Source organism: Paenibacillus pabuli NBRC 13638, from assembly GCF_001514495.1.
GTDB lineage: Bacteria > Bacillota > Bacilli > Paenibacillales > Paenibacillaceae > Paenibacillus > Paenibacillus pabuli.
On the sequence record NZ_BCNM01000019.1, the window covers coordinates 73,057 to 97,226 of the forward strand.

Below are 24,170 nucleotides of genomic sequence, written 5' to 3' on the forward strand. Positions count from 1 at the left end.
AAGCGGCTCACCTCATTCTGTTATAATCTTGCTCGCTGTCAGCCAGTATTTCCGTAATTGCTCCCTGAATTTCAACCGTATCTGGCGTACAGAGAAAAATGTTACCGCCAATTTTTGAAATACCGCCGCCCAGTGCATACACTGTGCCACTCAAGAAATCAATGACGCGTAGTGCCTGATCCTGACGCACCCGCTGCAGGTTAACCACAACCGTACGATGGGAGCGCAGATGGTCAGCAATCTCCTGAGCTTCGTCATACGAACGCGGTTCATAAAGGACAACTTTAACATTTTTCTGGGAATGAATGCTCACCACATTATTGCCCCTTTGGTTTCTACGTTTATCGAGACTTGAGGTTTCAGCTTCCTGTTGGTCAGATTCATTTTCCTCTTGTGCTGCGAGCCGCTCACGTTCCACAATCTCTTCCTCTTCCTGAAGCCCGAGGAAATTCATAAATTTATTCATTACGCCCATCGTGAACCCTCCTCTTTTCCTACGAGAATCGATCCCAGTCGAACCCAGGTTGCCCCTTCTTCAATCGCCACTTCAAAATCATTGGACATACCCATCGACAGCTCAGTCAATGGCTCTGCTGTCAATGCTTGTCCATTCAAATGGTCTCTAAGCTCACGCAGTCCGCGAAATACGGGACGGGTTAGCTCCGGATCTTCCTCATGAGGTGCCATAGTCATCAAACCGATAACCTTCAGGTTGTTGAACGAACGGATTTCATTTAAAAAAGAACTCACTTGTTCAGGCTGCAATCCATATTTGCTCTCTTCCCCTGAAATATTTACCTGCACCAGCGTTTGCACCTGTATGCCAAGAGAAGCAGCCTTTTTATCCAATTCCTTCGCCAGAGACAAACGATCCAAAGAATGGATGTAACGAAACTTACCGATGACGTCCTTCACCTTATTCGTCTGTAGATGACCGATAAAATGCCAGGTGCCCTGCTGACCGAACGCTTCCCATTTGGCCTGTGCATCCTGCCAGCGATTTTCTCCAATATGCTCAAGACCGCAGTCCAGCACAGTTCCCGTCGTTTCGAGTGAGACATATTTCGTGACAGCAATCACATTCACATCTTCACGTTGACGGCCACTGCGCTGACACGCGGCTTCGATCTTCTGATTTACCTGTTGTATACGCTCCTCCAAAGACACAGAGGGTCACCTCTCTTCCAGCCCAATCCAGCTCGCCATTCTCCCGGTTATGCCATTTTCTTTACGATACGAGAAAAACAGCTCGGGATTGCAGCTTGTACACCAAGTTGTACATTCGATATGATCCGGCAATATTCCTGCTTTCATCATAATGTGTCGATTGCATTCTTTCAAGTTTAACATCGTTTTACCGTTTCCGGCGGATTGATAAACTGGGTTAGAAGCAGAATTCCTGTATTCATCATTACCCGGGGACTGATCCAGCCAAACCCGCACATGCTGCATGACCGCTTCATCCACTTCATAACAGCAAGCCCCAATTGAGGGACCAATGGCAGCATGGATATCCTGTCTACGGCTTCCATACTCCCGCTCCAATGTTTCGACCATCGACTCCGCTATACCGGCAACCGTGCCTTTCCATCCGGCATGAGCAAGCCCCACCGCTTGTTGCACAGGATCATAGAAATAGAGGGGCACACAATCTGCATAAAAAGAAGTCAGCAGTACACCCGGCACGTTCGTAACCAATCCATCCGTATCCTGCAAAGCAGACTGTCGATCCAACAAACCTCTCCCCCGGTCTTCCGTTGTAATTACAGCGACATGTTTGCCATGCACCTGTTCACCACAAGTCCAGGATTCCAAGGAAAAACCCAGCTTTTCAGCCACAAGTTTACGGTTTTTCAATACATCTGCCGGATCATCGCCCACATGGTAGGCACAGTTGAGACTGGCGTAAGGGGTACTTCCAACACCTCCCTGTCTCGTCGTGAAACCGGCTTTCATATGCTTAAACTGTTGTCTCCATGGCTCAACATATAATAACAATGGGTCAGGACCCGAATTGAAATTCTGGTTACCTGACCGTTCGCTTATTTTCTGATCCAATATAAATGGCTCCATTATCTCACCTCACAACTTCCAGTGTACCAAATGAACCCTGTTCTGTCTCGGTTATATCGTCCGGCGCTGACTGCGGTCTAACCGCTCAATACGTTCCACACGGTCTGCACGACTGTTATGCTGCTCATCATACATACGTGCTTCCCGATCTCGTTCATCATAGGTACTCTCTTTAATTTCATCCATTTTAACCAATATCACATCCGAGCCGATCTTCACAATGTTCCGCCAAGGAATGACCAGATCTGTCCCCCCTCCAAACAGCCCCATAAAACGACTGTAGCCCGGTACAACAATCGCTTCAATCCGTCCTTGCTTCAGATCCAGCTCCAAATCACTGATCTGCCCCAGACGTTTGCCATCTGTAATGTTAATAACATCCTTCGTCTGAAAATCAGAAATTTTCATGCCTCGTGCTGCCGATTCACCTGTGTTTACTTTCACTCGGTTCCGCCCCCCGCCTTCATCCGCTTCTGCCCGTTCTCCACTTCTATACAATATATGTTCAAGACGCGAAAAATGTCCTGTTTTTCGAAGGAAACGGAACGATCCCCCTCATCCCGAATCAAAAAAAGACGACCAAGGAAGTTTCTCTCCCTTTGGTCGTCCTCTTGGTTTACATCATGCTACGACTTCACATGTTTCTGCATTTGTTGAATCGCTGATTTCTCCAGACGGGATACCTGAGCCTGGGAAATGCCAATTTCATCAGCCACTTCCATCTGGGTTTTCCCTTCGAAAAACCGCATCGACAGAATCATTTTTTCCCGTTGACCAAGGCGGTGCATTGCTTCCCGCAATGCAATCTCTTCAATCCACGACACATCCTTGTTTTTGTCATCACTGATCTGATCCATCACATAGATCGGATCTCCGCCATCATGATAGATCGGTTCAAAGAGCGAGACCGGGTCCTGAATGGCATCCAATGCAAAAACCACATCTTCCTTCGGTACGTTCAATACCTCGGAAATTTCGAATATCGTCGGTTCACGGGAATTTTTATTCGTCAGGCTGTCACGCACCTGAAGTGCTTTATAAGCAATGTCCCGCAAGGAGCGAGATACCCGAATCGGGTTATTATCGCGCAGGTATCGACGGATTTCACCGATAATCATCGGCACCGCGTAGGTTGAAAATTTGACATTCTGGGATAAATCAAAATTATCAATGGCTTTCATCAGGCCGATACAACCAACCTGGAACAGATCATCGACAAACTCCCCCCGATTGTTAAAGCGCTGAATGACACTGAGCACAAGACGCAGGTTGCCATTCACTAATTTCTCTCTTGCTGAGCGATCATGGTGTTGCTGAAGGGAATGAAACAATTCCCGCATTTCTGTGTTGGTGAGGACAGGCAATTTTGCGGTGTCCACGCCACAAATCTCGACTTTGTTTCGGGTCATCGTGATTTACCTCCCAAGGAGAAACATTAATGTACATTATCTCCGGGGCAGGCTTTTTTATTCGCACTTGGCATCCTTGCCATTAATACCCATTACGAAAAATACTCCTGTTCAGACCATCTTGTTGAACTCCTTGCGGAGTCTTTTGATGATTCTTTTTTCGAGACGAGAGATATAGGATTGGGAGATTCCAAGCAGATCAGCGACATCTTTTTGCGTCTTTTCTTCCCCATCCGTCAAGCCAAAGCGAAGCTCCATAATCATTCGCTCCCGCTCAGTTAATTTTTCCAACGCCTTATGCAAAAGCTTCCGATCTACCTGTTCTTCAATATTTCGATAGATTGTATCGTTCTCTGTACCAAGCACATCCGATAGTAATAGTTCATTTCCATCCCAATCAATGTTGAGTGGCTCATCAAAAGAAACTTCAGTACGAATTTTGCTGTTGCGTCTCAGATACATCAATATTTCATTTTCAATACAACGCGATGCATACGTTGCCAGCTTAATTTTCTTTTCCGGGTCAAACGTGTTAACAGCTTTGATCAAACCAATAGCTCCGATGGAGACCAGATCTTCAATATTGATGCCGGTATTTTCGAATTTACGTGCGATGTATACCACGAGTCGCAGGTTACGTTCAATCAGCATGGCACGAATCGCTGAATCCCCTGAAGACAGCTTTTGCAACAAAAATTCCTCTTCTTCACGTGTTAATGGGGGCGGCAGCGCCTCACTGCCTCCAATGTAATAAATCTCTTCACTTTTCAAACCCAGCAGAAATAATAAACGATAGTACTGCAGCTGCGCCACCAGTTTCCATTTTACAAGCATGTACGTTCCTCCTATACCACATTCAGCGGCTTTTCTGTTGCTCCCGCAGAGATAGCCGTAGACTGCGCAGAAGCAGCGTCTTGCACCAGCTCAGGGTGAATCACGGCCTGGTATTTACCATCGGATGACAATACGCCCCCGTCCAACCCTATTAATACTTTTGTCGTCTCATAATACATCCCATCCATCGTTACCTTCACCCGGTCCGGCTTAATTGCCAGCATAAATGCAGTTCCTTTGTTGATGCCTCGATAGGGCACAAGCCTTAAACGATCCTGCCAGTGAAAATCCTCCTGATCCAGCTCCATGATAAGGTTGTCCGGCGCCTCATCCTTCAACCTGCCCTTCCATGCAGCAGGCAGCATGTCTTGCCATAACGATACTTCCATCACCATAACGGGCATGCGTGAGAGCGGGTCCGTTAGCTGATTGCCTGTATCCAGGAGGCCTGTACAAGAAATGCTGAACTCTTCAATGCAAACTTCCACTTTACCCAAGTACGTCGTCATCCGGTCCGTTTTTCGTTTGGAGCTTTGCACAGCTTTGAATAATAAAAGCACAGCAAAAAATACGATAAACGTGAACCAGAAGGCAATTTTCAGATCAAATGACATTCCACCCGATGCCGTAAACCAAATACCGTTAAACAATTCCCCAGAGCTTTGGAGCATATAATGCACTCCCAGAATTCCCCCTGCGGCGACAAAATTGATCACATAGAAGGTGCCCAAAGTCCTCATAAATGCCTGAAGACCCTTAAACCCAAATGCAATAGCCAGCATCACCAGAGACAATCCAAACTTGATCAGAAAAGTAAACATAAAATCAAACTCCGGCACAAACATCATGACAACATACAGCGCACCTACGATCGCGGACAGTAACCATCTCCACCAGACCAGTTTTGTTTTCCGCATCCATGCCGTCAACCCGATGAGTGCACCGTCAATACACAGGTTCGTCAAAAAAATAAGATCCACATAAACAACCACACTCTTCACCTGCCTGCGCGCAACATATCGAAATAACGTTATCCCGATATTCATGAGCATATTCACAAGTATACGGAGCGCACTTTTCAAAGTCTGTCTAATCATGGGGGTACCGTTTCAACTTTTTTTGTCGGAATTACTCAGGCCTGCTGTTCAGAATTTGTTCAGTTATGGTGTGATATGATGATAAGAAAAATAAAAAAAGACCCGATTGCTCCAGAAGGAGCATCGGGTCTTCATTGAGACCTAATGAAGTATTAATCGTTGTTATTGTTACGGGAACGATTGCGCAAAAATGTCGGAATATCCAACTGATCATTGCTCGGCTGATTTCCAAACGGACGCAGGTTCGGCGAACGAGTATCCACAGGCTCACTCGCTGGAGCTGGTTTACGTCCTGGTGGTGGGGGAGCAGGTTTATCTTCAAAGCCAGTCGCGATGACCGTAACCTTGATCTCCTCCTTCAAATCTTCGTCAATGATCGCACCAAAGATCATGTTCACTTCCGGATCGGAAGCGGATGTAACGATCTCCGCTGCTTCATTAACCTCATACAGGGACAGATTAATGCCGCCCGTAATGTTCATGATGACACCACGTGCACCTTCGATGGACGTTTCCAGCAAAGGACTCATGATGGCTTTACGAGCTGCTTCAGCGGCACGGTTCTCGCCAGTCGATTCACCAATACCCATTAGCGCAGATCCACGCTCATGCATGATCGTTTTGACGTCTGCAAAGTCAAGGTTGATCAGACCCGGTACAGCGATCAAGTCAGAGATACCTTGTACGGCTTGACGCAGTACATTATCTGCTTGACGGAACGCTTCAAGCATTGGGGTCTTTTTGTCTACAATCTCAAGCAAACGATCATTTGGAATGACGATCAGCGTGTCCACTTTTTCCTTGAGAGCTTCGATACCTTGCTCTGCATGGCTGGAACGTTTACGTCCTTCAAATGTGAACGGGCGAGTAACTACACCCACGGTAAGTGCACCGCACTCTTTGGCAATTTCTGCAATCACCGGAGCCGCACCTGTCCCCGTACCGCCGCCCATACCCGCTGTAACAAATACCATGTCTGCACCTTTCAAGGTGTTCATGATCAGATCGCGGGATTCTTCCGCTGCTTTTTTACCTACATCCGGGTTGGCGCCAGCGCCAAGACCACGGGTTAATTTATCACCGATTTGCAACTTGTGCTCGGATTTCGCCAGGTGTAGTGCCTGTGCATCCGTATTCACCGTAATAAATTCAACACCTTGTACACCATTTTCAATCATTCGGTTGACTGCATTGCTTCCGCCGCCGCCTACACCGATGACTTTAATTTGAGCCAAGCTCTCCATCTCGAAATCAAATTCCAACATATTATTCCATCTCCCCCTCAATGTGCATGGATGGCCCGTCCAATTTTTTGATTGAACCGAATCAATTTCATATATCGACGAACGAAAGCGTTTATTTTAGAACCAGCGCATTCAAACGGCTTCAGAATTGTATGAAATGGATTCAACCTGTTATATAAATTCGCTGAACATATTTTTCAGCCGTTCGAACAGACCCGGTTTCTGCTCCGATTCCTGGGCCACATTCGGCTTAGGACGGTTGGTCGGTTTTTTGTTGTTATTATTATTGTTGTTGTTATTTCCACCGCCGTTGTTGATCGAGGGACGAATACGCAAACTGCGGATTACACTATGCAAAATGCCGACTCCGCTCGTGAAGCCTGGGTCACGTACACCGATATAATCCGGCACCGCAACTCGTACCGAAGCAGCAAGCTCATGCTGAGCTACCTGCAGAACACCCGGCATAGAGACCGTACCTCCCGTTAGTATATAACCTCCAGGCAGATCATTGTAACCAAGACGTTTCACTTCTTGAGAAATCATCTGGAATATTTCCTGAACCCTAGGTTCGATAATAGCCGCCAGATCCTCCTGAGAGAACTCCTTGTCTACATTGCTGCCGATCCGGGTTACTTTGAACATAACGTCCGCAGCGGCATCATCCAGCCAAGCGCAGCCATATTTCAATTTCACTTTTTCGGCTTGATCTGTTAATGTGCGAAGACCATAAGCGATATCGTTGGTTACAAACTCCCCGCCAATCGGCAGCGTTGAGGTTGCAACGAGACTGTCTTCTTCAAAGATGGCAATGGTTGTCGCCCCGGCTCCAATATCAACAAGCACGGAACCCATCGTTTTTTCATCCTTGGACAATGCAAGCTGACCTGCTCCAAGTGACATGAGTACCAGATCACTTACTTTCAGACCCGCTTTTTCTACGCAGCGCAAAAGATTATGTATCGCGGTTTTTGCACCCGTAATGATCGTCGCCTCCACTTCCAGACGAACACCAATCATACCACGGGGGTCCTGTATGCCCTCCAAGCCGTCTACAACATACTGCTTGGCTACAACATCAATAATTTCCCGTTCCGGTGGGACCGCAATCACTTCGGCTGCTTTCAACACCCGCTCCATGTCTTCTTCTCCGATTTCACGATCCTCGTTAGACACTGCCACGACGCCGTGACTGCTCATCAGTCCGATATGATTTCCTGAGATTCCAACATATACTTCGGATATTTGAATACCTACCATACGTTCTGCATGATCCACTGCATTACGGATCGATTGCACCGTTTGATCGATATCTACGATTACACCTTTGCGAATTCCCTCCGAGTCGGCAGATCCAACTCCAATAATATTAAAGGTTCCATTATTCATTTCCCCAATAATAGCGCGAATTTTGGATGTACCGATGTCCAAACTAACAATGATGTCATTGTTGCTCAAGTCTGTGGCACCTCCTGACTCCAAATAGTAAAATACGTTCGGGTTTAAACACTCTTAAAACATATTCAACACACTTAAGGCTTTCCCTCTTTTTTCTACAATTTTTTTGGGTGCCAAGATCTGGTTGCGAGACATAAAACCTTGAAGAAAAAAGAAGGAGGCAACTCAGGTGCCATAAGTTCAAGTGTATCATTTTTTCTTCGTCTCAGAAAGAACAACTTTCAGTGGTACACAGGGGCTAAACCCCGCCCCCGCCTGGTTTTGCAATACAATTTAAACAAAGAAGGCGAAATCAGGGTGTAGCTCCTGGCTCAGCATCTTCTTCAGGGTTGTCCGGAACGAAAGGCACGTACGTATCGGCCTCCAGCATCGTAATCTTCCCTGGTCGCTCCGTCTCAATGACTTGATTAAGATATTCCACCTTATCGGATAATAGAGAAACGGTTGTAATGACTTCAAACTGTGACTTGGTATACATCCGGATCTGATCCGGAAATGAAGGTGTAGGATTCGGAATAATCTCCGAAATATCAGTCGTCAGTTCATTCGGGATCTTCGCCAATGTTTCACTCAGTTTGGTCTTGAGCGGATCATTGGCTTTCCACTGGGTCAAAATCGGTTTCTCTACAGCAACTCCGATCGTGGCAGGAACCGTAAGGCTCGTCCCGCTTGCCAGTATGGCTTTTAGCGTACCGTCAGAAGCGAGTTCATACGCTACCGTTGGATATTCCTGGACTTTGATATGAATAATGCCGGGGAATTGTTTATCCACCGTTACAGATGATACCGCCTTGTTCGTTTTCAGCCGTTCAATCACTTCCGCCGAGCTTGTACCAAAAAACTGTTCCCCTTCTTTCAGGCCGCTCTTCTCCAGCAATTCCGAAGTTGTAGTATATACATTACCCGTAATCTCAATTGCCGAAATCCGGCTCATGGAAGAACGAAAAAAAAGTACAGCAAGTAATACAATAAAAAGTAGTAAAAGAATAAATACAATTTTACGGCTTGTGTTTCGTTTGGGCCGATTCTTCTTCAGAACCGGAATTTGGCTTTTAGGCATAGGTCGCGCTCCACAAAGCCTCTGGCCCCCTTCCCTTAAGAAGGGGACTCAAAGGACGTTAATTGGCAAAATCCAGCTGTTTCGAAACGGAGGACTGTCGCTCCACGGAAGCTCCAAGACTCTGAAAAAGCTTCTCGATGCGATCGTACCCTCTGTCAATATGATGCACTTGCTCCACAACCGTCTTGCCCTGAGCAGCAAGGCCAGCAATGACTAAGGCTGCACCTGCACGCAGATCAGTTGCTTCTACTGTAGCCCCGTACAGTCGGGGAACACCCCGGATAAATGCTGCGTTCAGGTCTACCGAAATATCGGCACCCATAACATTCAGCTCATCCACATGTTTAAACCGGCCCTCGAATACAGTCTCCTTCATCACACTGAACCCGTCCGCCAGACTGAGCAGCACCATGATTTGCGACTGCAGGTCTGTAGGAAATGAAGGATACGGAGAAGTCACAATACGGTCTACTGATTTGGGACGACTCATACAGCTCACCGTCATTATATCATTGCAGACTGTGATTTGAACACCAGTGCGCTTCAACACATGTATAAGTGAAGTAAGATGGGCCGGATTGCAGTGTGTAAGCGTTACATTCCCTCTGGTTGCTGCGGCTGCAATCATCACGGTTCCTGCAACGATTCGATCAGGTATAATCTCGTAAGAACAAGGATTGAGTTTCTCCACACCGTTAATCGTAATCGTATCCGTACCGGCACCAATAATTCGTGCACCCATGGCATTCAGGAAATGTTGCAGGTCCTGTATTTCAGGTTCTCTCGCTGCATTATAGATCGTTGTTGTACCCTCAGCCGTCACAGCTGCCATCATAATATTCTCAGTTGCTCCTACACTGGGGAAGTCCAGATGAATGTCTGTCCCCACCAGCTTGCGTCCCCGACAGATGATCTGCTGATCCTGCTCTTCAATTGAAGCTCCGAGCACTTCCAGGCCCCGGAGGTGAAGATCAATTTTACGTTCTCCTATGGCACAGCCACCTGGCTGGTACACGGATACTTGCCCAAACTTAGCAAGCAAGGGGCCCATCAAAAAAATGGAAGAACGCATCTGCTTCATTAGATCCTCAGGCACATCATATGACCGAATGGACGACGTATCTATCGTCACTGTTCCTTGTTCATGCCGACACGTGCATCCAAGCCGTTCCAGGATATACAGCATCACTTCAATGTCCAGCAAGTGGGGTACGTTGTGCAGCGTAACTTCTCCATCTGCCAACAAACTTGCGGCCATGATCGGTAAAGCGGCATTTTTTGCTCCATGGATGCGTATGGATCCTGAGAGGGGTTTCCCGCCTTCAATCACCAATTTGTCCAATGTATCACCTCCGGGGTTTACCGCTCACCCACTACGAAGACTTCCGGTACCAGGTTAATACCGTTTTGAGATAATATAGTGCTCTGTATATGCTGCATAAGGGTGATAACGTCCTCTGCTGTCGCCTGCCCTGTATTGACAATGAAATTGGCATGCATGGTGGATACCTGTGCGCCTCCCTGAGTCATACCTTTAAGTCCCGCTGCTTCTATCAGTCGGGCAGCATGATCACCGGGTGGATTTCGGAATACGCTGCCTGCACACGCCATCTGCAGTGGCTGTGTACGTCTCCGGCGGTCTTTGTAAGCCGCCATCGCTTCCGAAATGACCTTGCGTTCTCCTTGCTGGAGTTCAAACGTAGCCTCCAGCACAATGCCTCTCCGCTCGTGCAGAACAGAGTGCCGATACGCAAATTCCATGTCCTCCTTGCTGTAACGTACCAATTCTCCTGTCTCCAAGACAATCTCAGCGGATTGAAATATCCGTGACACATCCGATCCATGGGCACCAGCGTTCATGTATACGGCTCCGCCGACCGTTCCGGGGATGCCGCTGCCGAATTCCAAACCGGTCCACTCTTTTTTGGCAGCAACCACACTAAGTTTAACAAAGGAATGTGCCGCTCCTGCTGTTACGCCTTTTTCATGAAACTCGGCATAATCAAAGCCTTCTCCCGGTTTCACGACAACTCCGCGTATTCCTTTGTCAGACACCAGCATGTTGGAACCCCGTCCGAGCTGCATCCAGGGAATCTGATGCTCGTGCAGCAATTGGATGAGATTGACCATTTGCTCCTTGTTTTCCGGTATGATCAGCGCATCTGCAGGACCGCCGATCTTCCATGTGGTGTATTTGGCTAACGGCTCGTTTTCAAGAACTTTGCCGACATTGTTCTGGGATAGTAGCGATATCCACTGCTGCATATTTATATCCTCCTTTACTTCAAAACCGATGAGCACGCTGCTGTTTTCGTTACTGCAGTAAGTGCTGCGGCGCCATGGAACGATTGTCACAATTTATACGGTATCTTATGTCAGTCCCGCCGCGTGTGTGACAAACGCCCAAAACGCACTTTACCGCCCTGCAGCAAGACGCCGAATCTCGCTCACAAGCACTTCGGCTGCATCAGGTTTACCCAGTTTTCGGGAGGCTTCAGCCATCCTTCTGCGTGCCGGTTCATCTTTCATAATTCCAGCAACCGCTTCATATAACGACTGCCCTGTGAGATCCTTTTCCAGCATGGTGAGTGATGCACCGCCACCCTCAAGCGTGCGGGCATTCGCCTCCTGATGATTATTCGTCACGTTAGGTGACGGAATCAGGATGGACGGAATGCCAAGAGAGGTGATCTCGGCAAGGAATGAAGCCCCTGCACGATTCACGATCAGCGACGTACAAGCAAGAACCTCAGGCATATTGTGTACGTAAGGCAGCACATGCAGATGATTCGGCATGGTACCAAGTGAGCTGCGAATGGCTTCACGTGTTTCATCAAAATAGGAATCGCCTGTGACGTAAACTACATGCACATCATCAAGCTGTTCCAGCATTGGTGCCATGTCCACCATGGCCTTATTAATTGCTTTCGCACCACGGCTGCCGCCAACCACAAGAACAACTCTGCTGTTCATCGGTACACCCAGCGTCGCAAAGCCACGGTCACGGCTGGCCTGAGCTACCGTGGTAGCTCTTGGATTGCCGGTATACACCACCCGTTTGGCTCCGGAAAATGCCTTTTCCGACCCTTCAAAACTAACAGCTACCGTATCCACATACCGGGTCAGGAATTTGTTAGTCAATCCGGGAATGGCATTCTGCTCATGAATGACACTTGGAATACCGAGTTTAGCTGCCGCATACACGACAGGTCCACACACATAACCACCGGTACCAATGACGACATCGGGCTTGAATTCCTTGAGCATTTTTTTGGCTTTGCGAACACCTTGAAGAAATCTCATGACCGTCTTCAGATTGTCTATGGATAACTTTCGGCGAAAACCTGTAATATCAATCGATTGAAACGGAATATTTTCCTGCGGCACCAGTTTGCTTTCCAGCCCTCGGGTACCCCCAATATATAGAAATGTCGAGTCGGGATTCTCCGCCTCACATTGTCTTGCTATAGCAACGGCCGGGTAGATATGACCACCTGTACCGCCGCCGCTTAGAACGACTCGCATCGTAGATTCACCTCGCATAACGGGATAAGTTTAATAATATTCCTAGTGCTGTCAACATCAAGGTCAGAGAGGATCCGCCATAACTGATAAGGGGAAGTGTAATCCCCGTAACGGGCATAAGCCCAATAACGACACCGATGTTAATGATGACCTGTACAGCCACCATACCCACGATCCCGACGCCCAGCAGACTTCCAAAAGCATCCGGTACTGTCATTGCTACGCGCATCCCTCTCCACACCAGTAACAGAAACAGCAATAATACAATCATTCCACCAATGAAGCCAAGCTCTTCTGCCAAAATGGAAAAAATAAAATCCGTTTGCGGCTCAGGTACATAACTGTATTTTTGCCGACTCATGCCCAGCCCCAAGCCCGCAAGTCCTCCGGGACCGATCGCATATAAAGATTGAATGATCTGATACCCAGCACCAAGTGGATCAGACCACGGGTCCAAAAAAGCGGTTATTCGCTGTAACCGGTAAGGAGCTGCTGCAATCAACGCGGCAAACCCTGCTACCCCGCCAAGGGCCAGCAGCAAAAGATGCTTCATGCGTGCTCCTGCCGTAAAAATAATAAGCATAGATGCACCCAGCATTACGGTGCCTGTCCCTAAATCGGGCTGAAGCATAATAATACCAAAGGCTAAACCAATCAAGCCAAGCGGTGGCAGAAGCCCCGTAGTGAACGTTTTGATTTTACCAGGTTCCTTGCTTAACCAGTGAGCAAGAAACAGGTTCATGCCCAATTTCATGAATTCCGAAGGCTGTATGCCGAATGAGCCAATGCCCAACCAGCTCCGCGCTCCTCCACGAACTACTCCGATGCCGGGAATCAGCACCGCAATCAGCATAATAAAACAGGCAATCAGTATAGGCTTGGCATATTTTCTCCAGACCCGATAGTCCACATTGGCGGTAACAAACATGGCAGCAAGCCCAAGTCCAGCGAACAACAGCTGTCTTTTGACAAAGTAAAATGAATCACCATAGTCATGGAAAGCAAGTACCGAGCCCGCACTATAGACCATAATAATGCCGATGGCAAGCAATGCCAGAATACAAATCAGGAGCCAGATATCCGGCGCCGGTCGCGACTGTTTCATCAGGAGGCCACCCCTTGCATGGAAGTAGGGGCTTTTCCACCCCCCTACTTACAAGTTATGCGCCGCCTCTTTAAAAATGCGTCCCCGCTCTTCATATGAAGCAAACATGTCCCAGCTTGCGCACGCCGGTGATAACAAGACGACATCACCTGGAGCTGCAAGCCGCGATGCTTCCAGCACGGCAGCGGTTAACGTTTGGGCAGCGTCCTCCTCATTATCGACGACCTTAATTTGCTTTAATCCAGCCAATTCAGCGACCTTGGCAATTTTCGTGCGTGTTTCTCCCAGAGCGACTACAGCTTTCACACGCTCCTGGAACAATGGTAGCAACTCCATCATATCTGAGCCACGATCCAGCCCTCCGGCAATGAGTACAACCGGCTCCTTAAATGAGTTCAGCGCCATTACGGTTGCCTTGGAGTTGGTCGCCTTGGAATTGTTGTAATAGTTGGCTCCATTATGCTCAAGCACATACTCAAGACGGTGTTCAACCCCCTTGAAGTCAGCCAGCGGCGCAGCAAGCACAGAAGGATCGGCTCCAGCGGTCACAGCGATCGCTACTGCTGCCAATGCATTCCCCACATTGAATCGTCCTGGGATTCCGATGTCTTCCACATCAATAATGACGTGATGGTTGCCCTGACCGTCTGCATAGATCACCTGGCGCTTCACATCATCCTCTTCCCCATCCACGTATGGCGGATCAGCATAGACCCCTGCTTCAAGCGTCTCTGTCAGTGAGAATGGGAGCAGTCTTGCCTTGATATAAGGGACCAGTCCGCGGCATACCGGATCATCCCAGTTCAGAATAGCTACATCTTCCGGCTGCTGGTTGGAGAACAATTTGGCTTTGGAAGCCACATAATCATCCATGTCCCCATGGTAGTCCAAATGAGTTTCCGCCACGTTTAGCAGAGTGGCAATCCGTGGACGGAACTCAGCTGTGCCTTTTAGTTGGAAACTGCTAAGCTCCACCACCATCCAGTTATCCGCAGAAGCCTGCTCTGCCGCCTCACACAATGGCGTTCCAATATTGCCGGCAACGATAGGTTTCAAACCGGCATGCTCCAACATGTTGCCTACCCATGTTGTGGTGGTTGTTTTCCCATTGGAGCCCGTGATCCCGATTATAGGGGCAGCGCATAAATGATAAGCGACCTCCACCTCAGTTACTACTTCGATACCCAATGCAAGAGCTTGCTGTACAGGAGGTGCTTGATACGGAATGCCCGGATTTTTGACGACAAGCTTCACATCGCGATGGATCAAGCCGTCTGGATGCCCTCCGCATACAACAGAAATTCCCAAAGCCTCCAATTCGGATGCTTCGGGACACTGTTCTCTCTCTTTTTTATCATTAACTATAACTTTGGCGCCTGCACGATCTAATACTTTGGCAACCTGCACACCGCTCTTCGCGAGTCCAAGAACAACCACTTGTTGTCCACGATATGATTCTGGATGGTTCATTGTCTACAACCCCTTGTTGAGATAAAGTCCAAGAGCGGCCAATATGGCACCTACCGCCCAAAAAGTAATGACAACCCGCCATTCAGACCAGCCGCTCAGTTCAAAGTGATGATGAATCGGGCTCATTTTGAATATGCGTTTGCCACGTGTTTTAAATGATACCACTTGAATAATAACGGACAGGATCTCGATAACGAAAATACCGCCAATGATAACAAAAAGAAGTTCTGTCTTCGTTACAATAGCGACTGCACCAATCGCACCGCCAATTCCCAGGGAGCCTGTATCTCCCATAAATACTTTGGCTGGGTGTGCATTGTATACGAGAAAACCAAGCACCGCACCGATCATTGCTGCCGCACATACGGCTGCTGGCATCGATGTTGCTTGCATGGCCACAATGGCAAATGCGCCAAATGCAATGGCGCTCACCCCGGACAGCAAACCATCCAGACCGTCCGTAAAGTTGACTGCATTCGTAATGGCAAGCATCATGAACACAACAAATGGATAGTAGAACCATCCCGTCCAGTCGAAGGATATAGATGTACCTGGAACCGATATAGCCGTACTATGCCCATTTTGGATCAGCAAGTAACACATCACTGCACTAAACAATAACTGACCAAATAACTTTTGTCTGGCTGTAAGTCCCAATGAACGTTTGAATACAATCTTGATGTAATCATCCAGAAAGCCAATCAGACCGAATCCCAGTGTAGCTACAAGCAGGACGTAAAAGTCCGTATTTTTGACCGCTGAAAATTTCAAAAAAGCCAATGCGAACGCAAGTAAAATGACTACTCCGCCCATTGTGGGTGTTCCACTTTTTTTCAAATGGCTCTGTGGCCCATCATCCCTAACCTGCTGCCCGAATTTCATTCGACGCAGCAATGGAATCAAGAGCGGTGCGGCAATCACCGCCAAAATAAATGAAACACCGATTGTTAAAAGTAATACCTGAAAATCCATGGGTTCACCCCTCTAGTCTACTCAATTCTGTAATGAAGCTATTTTTAGCGCTTCGACCACGTCCTCCAGCTTCATGCCCCGGGAGGCTTTGAACAAGACAACGTCTCTGGGATGGAGCCTCTCCAGCAGAAAACGGGTCAATTCCTCTTTGCTCTCAAACGCATGTACGGCGTCCGCAGGCATGTTCTGTCTCGCCCCTTCAGCAATACTTGAGGACAGAGGGCCGTAAGCCAGCACCATATTCATTTTGTCAGGAGTAATGTATTCCCCAATGCCACGATGGAGCTCCTGCTCCTGGGGCCCCAATTCAAGCATATCGCCTAGTACAGCTACTTTATTGCGATATCCTTTAAGACTCTCCAACACGTCCACAGCGGCCTTCATAGACGTTGGACTTGCATTGTATGCATCGTTTAGCATGGTCAGACCACTAACACCCTGAAGAATTTCAATACGCATGCCTGTTAATTTCAACCCGGACAGCCCTGCTGCAATTTGTTCAGATTCCACTCCATAATGACGTGCGACCGCTAGCGCAGCAAGACAGTTAACCACATTGTGAGTCCCCAGCAATGGCAATGTAAGAGCCGCTTCTCCCGACTGCTTGGTTGTAAAAGCAACCCCGCCTTGCACATTCATCAGTCCGGTAGGATAATCATCGTTATCTGTCTGCAAGCCAAATGTATAACGCTGAAGGCCTTCTGGCTGCTTTGTGGCCGGCTCTGCCAATACTTGCGCAATCAAAGGCTCGTCTCCGTTGTAGATCAGCAAACCGCCTGGTTTCATGCCAGCAGCGATTTCTGCCTTGGCACGGGCAATCTCCAATCTGGACCCCAGTTGAAGCAGATGAGACTCCCCAATGTTCGTGATGATCGCGACATCCGGCTGGGCAATACCAGACAATTCTTCGATCTCGCCCCGTCCGCTCATGCCCATTTCAAGAATCACAATTTCAGTATCCGGCTCCATGCTTAACACGGTGAGTGGCAAGCCAATATGATTATTAAAGTTGCCTTGGGTTTTGTGCACTTTGAACGTGGTAGACAGAATGGCATCCACAATGTCTTTCGTTGTTGTTTTGCCATTGCTGCCGGTAATGCCCACGACCGATGCATCGCTCTCCCGTAAATAGGATGACGCGAGCTCCTGCAATGCAACAAGGGTATCCTCTACAACAATGACAGCACCTTGTGGTGCAGTCCCATGGTCCCTTTGCCATAGTGCCCCGGCAGCACCCTTCTCTACACAGGTTTGCACAAATTCATGTCCGTCAAACCTTTCGCCAACCAGCGGGATAAAGAGACTGCCTTGGGTGGGCTTACGCGAATCTGTAAATACACCTTCAACACGCACATCTCCATAAGCAGCAACGTCAGTTAGTGTTCCTCCACACATCTCGGCGATTTGTGCCAATGTTTTTTTTATCAATTGGATTTGCCCCTTATCGCTTCTTTCGCTATGATCCGGTCGTCAAAGTCCGTCTTGGTTGTACCAATGATTTGATAAGTCTCGTGGCCCTTGCCCGCAATCAATACTACATCGGCAGGGCTTGCCATTTCAATAGCTTCATGAATCGCCTGGCGTCGATCTACAATCATGGTATACCGATCCGCTTGAATCCCATCTTCAATCAATCCCTGTTCAATGTCTTTAAGAATCAAATCAGGATCTTCTGTACGCGGATTATCGGAAGTAACCAATACGAAGTCGCTATATTTCGCTGCAATTTTGCCCATTAACGGACGTTTCGTACGGTCCCGATCACCACCGCACCCAAATACACAGATGACACGTCCTTCAGCAAATTCTTTCACTGTCCGCAGCACGTTCTCCAGGCCATCCGGGGTATGTGCATAATCCACAATAACAGCAAACGGCTGTCCTTCATCCACAGCCTCTACACGTCCATCTACACCAGGCACCGTCTCCAGACTACGTTTGATCTCTTCCAACGGAACATTTTCAACAAGCGCAGCAGCAATGGCTGCCATTGCGTTGTATACATTGAATTTGCCGACCATCCGTAGACGAATATCCGTGCTTCCACGGAAGGTGTCCACATGGAAAGATGTACCTTGAGAGGTGATTGAAATATGGGATGCGCGAACATCCGCATTGTCTTCCATGCCGTATGTAATCACTTCAGCCGCTGTAACAGAACTAAAATAGGCTGCTGCGGGATCATCTGCGTTGATCACAGCAAATTTCCGCTTTGAAGCATCTTCCGTATACCCGTTACCCAGCCTTGCAAAGAACAGCCCTTTGGCCGCACGATATTCTTCCATCGAATGATGGTAATCCAGATGGTCCTGCGTCAGATTCGTGAACACGGCAGTACGGAATTCCGTTCCCTTAACACGACCTTGCTCCAGAGCGTGGGAGGAAACTTCCATAACACAACACTTCGTGCCTGCTTGAACCATATCATACAGACTGCGCTGCAAATCGAGCGCTTCCGGCGTTGTCCCTGACATTGGGTATGTGCGACCGTCATAACGCATTTGAATGGTACCGATCAAACCCGTTTTCTGACCATAATCACTCATGATTTTTTCAATCAGGTAGGTTGTCGTTGTTTTGCCGTTGGTTCCTGTTACCCCAATCATATTCATCTTGCGGCTTGGCGAGTCAAAAAAGGAATCTGCCAGTACAGCCATTGCAAAACGGCTATCTTTAACTAAGAGTTGCGGAACAGGCAGATCCAGTTCACGCTCCACTACCAGGGCAACAGCTCCGGCGTTCACGGCCTTCTCGGCATAATCATGTCCGTCGACCGTATGTCCCGGAAGACAGATAAACAGATCTCCCGGTTGTACCTGGCGAGAATCTGTCTGTAGGTTTTGACATTCTGTATTTGGTTCGCCAATGACACGGGCGGTTGTCAGCGTTGATAAAAGTTGTTTTAAAAGCACATGAATAACCTCACTTTTCCAAATTTACTTCGACTTCAATATCTCTCTGTATTCATACTATCGTCAATACAGCCCATTAATGAAACGCAAGTCAGTGAATTTTGTTGCGGTGTAGGGATCAAGAGCCCCGTCAGGGCTCTTGTCCTTCCTCCTTGGTATGATCATGAATATCATTCAGAACATCGCCCATATAGATGCGTATGGTAGAGCCTTGCTCCACTCGTGCTCCTGGTTTTGGTGCCTGGTTAATCACATATTTGCCACTGCCGGATTTGGCCAGCATAAAATTCATATTCAGATCTTCATACAAGTCTTCGACCGTAGCTCCTGTCAGATCGGGAACTGTTACGATTTTGGTCTCTCCGTACTTGTATTCTTTGGCTACCTGATCCTTACGGACAGGAACATTCATGTAATGCAACGAATCCTCAAGAATATTCTGCACAATCGGGGCCGCAACCACGCCGCCAAACTGGATCCCTTTCGGATTATCCACCGCAGTATACACCACAATCTGCGGATCGTCAGCTGGAGCAAAACCGATAAAAGATACAATATGCTCGGTAGAAGAATAACGTCCATTAATGACCTTCTGGGCTGTACCTGTTTTGCCGCCAACTCGATATCCATCAATAAACGCCGGACGTCCCGTTCCTTTGGCAACTACACTTTCCAGTGCTTCACGCACTTGCTTGGATGTAGCTTCCGAGATCACTTGTCGAACCAGTTCCGGCTTGGCTTCTTCCATCACTTCTCCCGTTACCGGATGAACCCATGCCTTCGTAACATAAGGCTTGTATAGTTTACCACCATTAATGGCGGCTGACACAGCCGCTACTTGTTGAATGGGTGTGACGGAGACCCCTTGACCAAAAGCAGTAGTTGCAAGCTCTACAGGTCCTACACGTGACAGTTTGAACAGGATCCCGCTGGCCTCTCCACTCAGATCAATGCCTGTTTTGGTGCCGAATCCAAAGTCTTTAATGTAGGAGAACAACGATTCTTTGCCAAGCTTTTGCCCCAGAGCAACAAAACCAGGGTTGCAGGAGTTTTCCACGACTTGCAGGAATGTCTGACTTCCATGGCCGCCCTTTTTCCAGCAGCGCAAGCGAGCGCCTCCAACTTCAACAAATCCGGGATCATAGAACTGATCCTGCGTCAAATTGACTTTTTTCTCTTCCAGTGCCGCTGCGAGCGTAATGATCTTAAACGTTGAACCCGGTTCGTAGGTCATCCAGATCGGTAAATTACGGTTATATACTTCAGAAGGATATTGCTGGTAATCCGCTGGTTCATAGCCCGGTCTGCTAGCCATGCCAAGGATTTCGCCCGTTTTGGGATTCATGGCTATGGCAAGCGCCGAGTTGGCCTGGAATTTGACCATGGCCTGATCAAGCTCTCGTTCCATGATGGACTGTATCGATTTATCAATAGTCAGTTTCAGGTTCAGACCATCCTTCGGTTCCACATACTTCTCAGATGAGCCCGGCATAAGCCTTCCGGCCGCATCGGACAAGTAGGACACACTGCCATTCAAACCGTTCAGCTTGTCATCATATTTTTTCTCTACGCCTGTCAGTCCCTGATTATCAATGCCCGTAAATCCAAGAATATGAGCCGCCAGGTCGTCATAAGGATAAAAGCGTTTATTATCCTCAGCAACAACGATACCCGGAAGCTTCAAATCACGGATGTGCTGAGCTTTCTCCATCGTAATTTTGCGGCCACCGGGTTGTAGTCGGACAATTAATTCTCTCTTCTTGATGGTTGCCAGCACTTTCTCCTCGGTCATCCCCAGCAAAGGGGCCAGCGCTCTTGCTGTTGTTTCCGCTTCTTTCACCTGAGCAGGAATCGCCATAATGGTCGGAGTTGTCACGTTGTAGGCCAGAGAAGTTCCATTCCGATCCAGAATTTCTCCCCGTTTGGCTGAATAGGGGATGTTGCGCCGCCAGGATTCTTCCGCTTTCGCCGACAATTCTGGGCCTTCCCCAAGTTGTACATAAGCAAGCCTGATCACCAGGGCAGAAAATAACAACACTAAAATCATTAAACTCCACAGCAGCCTGCGCCGCAGATTTACGCTTGATCCCTTCACGAAAAGATCCCCCCACTCGTCCCAAAATCATGATTGTGTTCCATTCATGAATATTCAGGACAACCAGGGGTTAGAACAAGCTGTCAGTGATCTCTATGGAAGCGAGGCCTCATCCGATGTCTCGGTAGACGACTCGGTCTCATTTGCAGGTGTAGTTGGCGTACTTGTTTGGCCCGATTCTTCCATGTTCACCGCTTCATCAGATCCCACTTGTTTGTTAGTCTCATCTTCTGAAGTTGGATCAGAAGACTCAGGAGCATCATCCGCTATACCGGTAACCGCCGCTTTGGCTGTCTGCAAGCTAAGCTGAACTGTTCTCTGTTCACCTGATACCTGCTCCGTTTGCTTCACGACATAACCCTCACCTTTAACGGTCACGCCCACTTTCATAAGAGAAAGTACTTCAAGTGCATCCCGGAGAGATTCACCCGTCAGATCAGGGATTTTCATCTTGCTGCTCTCTTCGGTTAGCAGATAGATTCGCTGACCCGGATTCATGGACGCACCCGCTGCAGGATACTGGCGAATAACACTTTCACCCTGGCCGAGTGTTTCATAGGCAATCCCTGCGTTCAAAAGCTGGCTTCTGGCCTGTTTCGCTGTCTTACCTGACAGATCAGGAGCTTTGGCTTGAACAACCGGAGTTGTTTTTGACTTTTTGTCAGTGGTCTTCACTGTATCTTTCGGGACTCCCATATATTGAAGAGCTTGACTGGCAATCTTTTTGAATACCGGTGCGGCGGCTTTCCCTCCGCCAATATTGGCACCGTCCGGCTGGTCAATCACAACCAGGATCGCAATTTTAGGATTATTTACGGGCGCAAACCCGATAAACGAAACGACGTCTTTGGATTTACTGTAATCCCCGTTGACAACTTTTCTAGCCGTACCGGTTTTACCAGCCACACGATACCCTTCAATGTAAGCATTACGTCCGGTACCAATCGTCTGATCTGCAACAACCTGCTCCAGGTACCCGCTCACCAGTTTGGAAGATTCCTTGGAAATGACCTGACGAACGACTTTAGGCTTGATCACTTCGGATGAACCGTCATTTGGATTGATAATCTCCTTTACCAAGTGCGGCTCCATGAGTTTCCCTCCGTTGGCAATGGCCGAAATGGCTGCTACCTGCTGGATTGGTGTTACCTGTACAAGACCATGACCATAGGCGGCTGTGGCAATTTCCGATTTATAAACCAGCGGCTTGATTGGTGAAGCTGATTCACTCGGCAGATCAATGCCCGTCTTTTTACCAAAACCGAATTGGTCTATGTAATGACGCAAACGTTCACCGCCAAGCATGTTATAACCCAGATTAACAAACGCAATATTACTTGAACGTTTAACACCTTCCAAGTAGGAAATTCGGCCATAAGCGTGACCGTTGTCACTGATTGGGTAACCCCCGATATAGGTCCGCTTGGATTCAAACGTGGCGTTAGGATCAAACAGCTTCTCTTCAACCGCACCCGCCAGGGTAACAATTTTAAACGTAGACCCTGGCTCATAGATCGATTGTATAGCATGGTTAATAAAATTTTTCTGATCTGGCGTTTTCCCATAGGTGTTAGGGTTAAAGGTTGGCCAGTTCGCCATACCGAGAATTTCCATCGTATTGGGATCTGCAGCAATGACAGTCATGCTCAGCGGATTGTACTGAGCTACTGCTTCTTTCATGGCATCTTCGATGTAGAACTGAATGGTATCATCGATCGTCAGCTTCAGATTATTCCCGTTTTGCGGAGGAAGGTAGCTGTCCTGTGAATCTGGAAGCTTAATGCCTTTGGCATCCTTCTGATAGTTCAGATAACCATCTGTACCTGTAAGCTGTTCATCGTAGGATAATTCCAGACCGTTGACAGCCTTGCCATCACGGCTCATATACCCCAGAAGATGAGAGGCGAGCGTTTCCTCAGGATAGTACCGCTTCGACTCCTGTGTCAGGACAATCGCGTTTTGGGCCTTGTAGTCATCCTGCAATTTTTTGCGAAATTCTTCGACTTTAGCAGCCAATTCAGGGTTGATTTTGTACCCTTCACTTCGTACTTCACGCTGCTGAAAGAATGAGCCATTTTCCTTTTTGGCTGTTACAAGCGCACGCATTTCGCTCTCGTTTTTACCCAATAATTCAGACAGTTTGTCAATAACCACATCTTCAATCCCGAACTTGTTAATCAGCTCCGGATTCACGGACACGGTGTATGCAGGAGAATCTGTCGCCAGAATGTTACCATTCCGGTCTGTGATGGACCCACGGCTGGCCTTGATGGTTTGTTCGCGCTCTACCAAACCAGCCGCTTCTCCCTGCCAAAAACCGCTATTAACCACCTGAATAAAAAATATGCGGATTATTAGTACAAGAAAAAAGAGGGTAATACATCCCCCTATAAGCAGCGTGCGCATCTTTATTCTTTTTACCATCGGTACACCTCTTTTGCTTCAGCATTCTGTATGGATGGATACAAAATGTTCTACTTATTGGCTTGAATCCGAGGATGATTCAGTACCTGTCGAGTTCGTTGTACTTGTTGAGCGAGGTACAAAAATAACATCCTTGCCGGAAGCCTCAACGTAACCAAGTTTGCGAGCATTCTCGATGACCAAATTGTTCAGTTTTTCTTTCTCCACTTGCAAATCTGCAATGGTTTTCTCTGCCTTTCTTACGTCGGACAACGTCGTCTGTGCCTGCTTGTTAAGCTCATAAATGTGCGCATAGCGCGACATCATAACACCGCCGACAACAATGACAGCAATCACCGTAATCAGATACAAAAACTTCTCGCGTACCGGAAGACCGGTACGACGGGTCACCACTTTGGTGGTTTCCTTGTACCGCTGCTGGGTCACACGCTCTTGGGACGCTTTTTCTTTCACTGCCAAATTACCACGTGTATATGCCATACAAAGGCTCCT

At 47.9% G+C, this 24,170-nt stretch carries 21 protein-coding genes; all 21 read right to left on the minus strand.

Annotation, left to right across the window (positions count from 1 at the left end; all coding sequences use genetic code 11):
• Positions 1-7: 7 nt before the first annotated feature.
• The 21 genes from PPA03S_RS23450 to PPA03S_RS23550 all read right to left on the minus strand — a co-directional run bounded on the left by PPA03S_RS23450 (position 8) and on the right by PPA03S_RS23550 (position 24,158).
• Positions 8-475: a cell division protein SepF gene (locus PPA03S_RS23450; protein ID WP_062326391.1), complete on the minus strand. Its 468-nt coding sequence runs from the start codon at positions 473-475 to the stop codon at positions 8-10.
• Positions 466-1,167 (minus strand): YggS family pyridoxal phosphate-dependent enzyme, encoded by a 702-nt coding sequence (locus tag PPA03S_RS23455; protein WP_062326392.1) that lies wholly within the window; start codon positions 1,165-1,167, stop codon positions 466-468. The genes PPA03S_RS23450 and PPA03S_RS23455 overlap by 10 nt, the downstream gene beginning before the upstream one ends.
• A gap of 6 nt (positions 1,168-1,173) precedes the next feature.
• A complete protein-coding gene (pgeF, locus tag PPA03S_RS23460) occupies positions 1,174-2,073 on the minus strand; it encodes a peptidoglycan editing factor PgeF (RefSeq protein WP_062326393.1) in 900 nt (299 codons plus the stop codon).
• 51 nt (positions 2,074-2,124) lie between these two features.
• Positions 2,125-2,481, minus strand: coding sequence for a YlmC/YmxH family sporulation protein (locus PPA03S_RS23465; RefSeq protein WP_062326527.1), 357 nt, complete (start codon positions 2,479-2,481; stop codon positions 2,125-2,127).
• Between the two features lie 218 nt (positions 2,482-2,699).
• The gene (gene sigG / locus PPA03S_RS23470) at positions 2,700-3,482 is read right to left on the minus strand and encodes an RNA polymerase sporulation sigma factor SigG (RefSeq protein WP_024628410.1); all 783 of its coding nucleotides are present in this window, start codon (positions 3,480-3,482) and stop codon (positions 2,700-2,702) included.
• A 111-nt stretch (positions 3,483-3,593) separates the two neighbouring features.
• Positions 3,594-4,316: an RNA polymerase sporulation sigma factor SigE gene (gene sigE / locus PPA03S_RS23475; protein ID WP_017687308.1), complete on the minus strand. Its 723-nt coding sequence runs from the start codon at positions 4,314-4,316 to the stop codon at positions 3,594-3,596.
• Between the two features lie 11 nt (positions 4,317-4,327).
• On the minus strand, positions 4,328-5,308 hold the full coding sequence (gene spoIIGA, locus PPA03S_RS23480; protein ID WP_062326394.1) for a sigma-E processing peptidase SpoIIGA: 981 nt from the start codon (positions 5,306-5,308) through the stop codon (positions 4,328-4,330).
• Positions 5,309-5,565: 257 nt separating this feature from the next.
• Complete coding sequence (gene ftsZ / locus PPA03S_RS23485) at positions 5,566-6,678, minus strand: cell division protein FtsZ (RefSeq protein WP_062326395.1); 1,113 nt, start codon at positions 6,676-6,678, stop codon at positions 5,566-5,568.
• A gap of 150 nt (positions 6,679-6,828) precedes the next feature.
• Positions 6,829-8,115 (minus strand): cell division protein FtsA, encoded by a 1,287-nt coding sequence (gene ftsA, locus PPA03S_RS23490; RefSeq protein ID WP_062326396.1) that lies wholly within the window; start codon positions 8,113-8,115, stop codon positions 6,829-6,831.
• A gap of 292 nt (positions 8,116-8,407) precedes the next feature.
• Positions 8,408-9,175 (minus strand): cell division protein FtsQ/DivIB, encoded by a 768-nt coding sequence (locus PPA03S_RS23495; protein WP_062326397.1) that lies wholly within the window; start codon positions 9,173-9,175, stop codon positions 8,408-8,410.
• A 58-nt stretch (positions 9,176-9,233) separates the two neighbouring features.
• The gene (murA, locus tag PPA03S_RS23500) at positions 9,234-10,517 is read right to left on the minus strand and encodes a UDP-N-acetylglucosamine 1-carboxyvinyltransferase (protein ID WP_062326398.1); all 1,284 of its coding nucleotides are present in this window, start codon (positions 10,515-10,517) and stop codon (positions 9,234-9,236) included.
• Positions 10,518-10,534: 17 nt separating this feature from the next.
• Positions 10,535-11,440, minus strand: a complete 906-nt coding sequence (gene murB / locus PPA03S_RS23505; protein WP_062326399.1) for a UDP-N-acetylmuramate dehydrogenase — start codon at positions 11,438-11,440, stop codon at positions 10,535-10,537.
• A gap of 150 nt (positions 11,441-11,590) precedes the next feature.
• Complete coding sequence (gene murG, locus PPA03S_RS23510; protein ID WP_062326400.1) at positions 11,591-12,700, minus strand: undecaprenyldiphospho-muramoylpentapeptide beta-N-acetylglucosaminyltransferase; 1,110 nt, start codon at positions 12,698-12,700, stop codon at positions 11,591-11,593.
• Between the two features lie 7 nt (positions 12,701-12,707).
• Positions 12,708-13,805: a stage V sporulation protein E gene (spoVE, locus tag PPA03S_RS23515; protein ID WP_062326401.1), complete on the minus strand. Its 1,098-nt coding sequence runs from the start codon at positions 13,803-13,805 to the stop codon at positions 12,708-12,710.
• Positions 13,806-13,853: 48 nt separating this feature from the next.
• Entirely contained in the window at positions 13,854-15,275 is a 1,422-nt protein-coding gene (gene murD / locus PPA03S_RS23520) for a UDP-N-acetylmuramoyl-L-alanine--D-glutamate ligase (RefSeq protein WP_062326402.1), read from the minus strand.
• 3 nt (positions 15,276-15,278) lie between these two features.
• Positions 15,279-16,247: a phospho-N-acetylmuramoyl-pentapeptide-transferase gene (mraY, locus tag PPA03S_RS23525; protein WP_062326403.1), complete on the minus strand. Its 969-nt coding sequence runs from the start codon at positions 16,245-16,247 to the stop codon at positions 15,279-15,281.
• Positions 16,248-16,268: 21 nt separating this feature from the next.
• A complete protein-coding gene (locus PPA03S_RS23530) occupies positions 16,269-17,672 on the minus strand; it encodes a UDP-N-acetylmuramoyl-tripeptide--D-alanyl-D-alanine ligase (protein WP_062326529.1) in 1,404 nt (467 codons plus the stop codon).
• Positions 17,672-19,159 carry a UDP-N-acetylmuramoyl-L-alanyl-D-glutamate--2,6-diaminopimelate ligase gene (locus PPA03S_RS23535; RefSeq protein WP_062326404.1) on the minus strand — a complete coding sequence of 496 codons (1,488 nt, stop codon included), beginning with the start codon at positions 19,157-19,159 and terminating at the stop codon, positions 17,672-17,674. The genes PPA03S_RS23530 and PPA03S_RS23535 overlap by 1 nt, the downstream gene beginning before the upstream one ends.
• Positions 19,160-19,289: 130 nt before the next feature.
• Positions 19,290-21,254 (minus strand): stage V sporulation protein D, encoded by a 1,965-nt coding sequence (locus PPA03S_RS23540; protein WP_062326406.1) that lies wholly within the window; start codon positions 21,252-21,254, stop codon positions 19,290-19,292.
• A 93-nt stretch (positions 21,255-21,347) separates the two neighbouring features.
• Positions 21,348-23,678, minus strand: coding sequence for a penicillin-binding transpeptidase domain-containing protein (locus PPA03S_RS23545; protein WP_062326408.1), 2,331 nt, complete (start codon positions 23,676-23,678; stop codon positions 21,348-21,350).
• 54 nt (positions 23,679-23,732) lie between these two features.
• Positions 23,733-24,158: a hypothetical protein gene (locus PPA03S_RS23550; protein ID WP_062326410.1), complete on the minus strand. Its 426-nt coding sequence runs from the start codon at positions 24,156-24,158 to the stop codon at positions 23,733-23,735.
• Positions 24,159-24,170 lie beyond the last annotated feature (12 nt).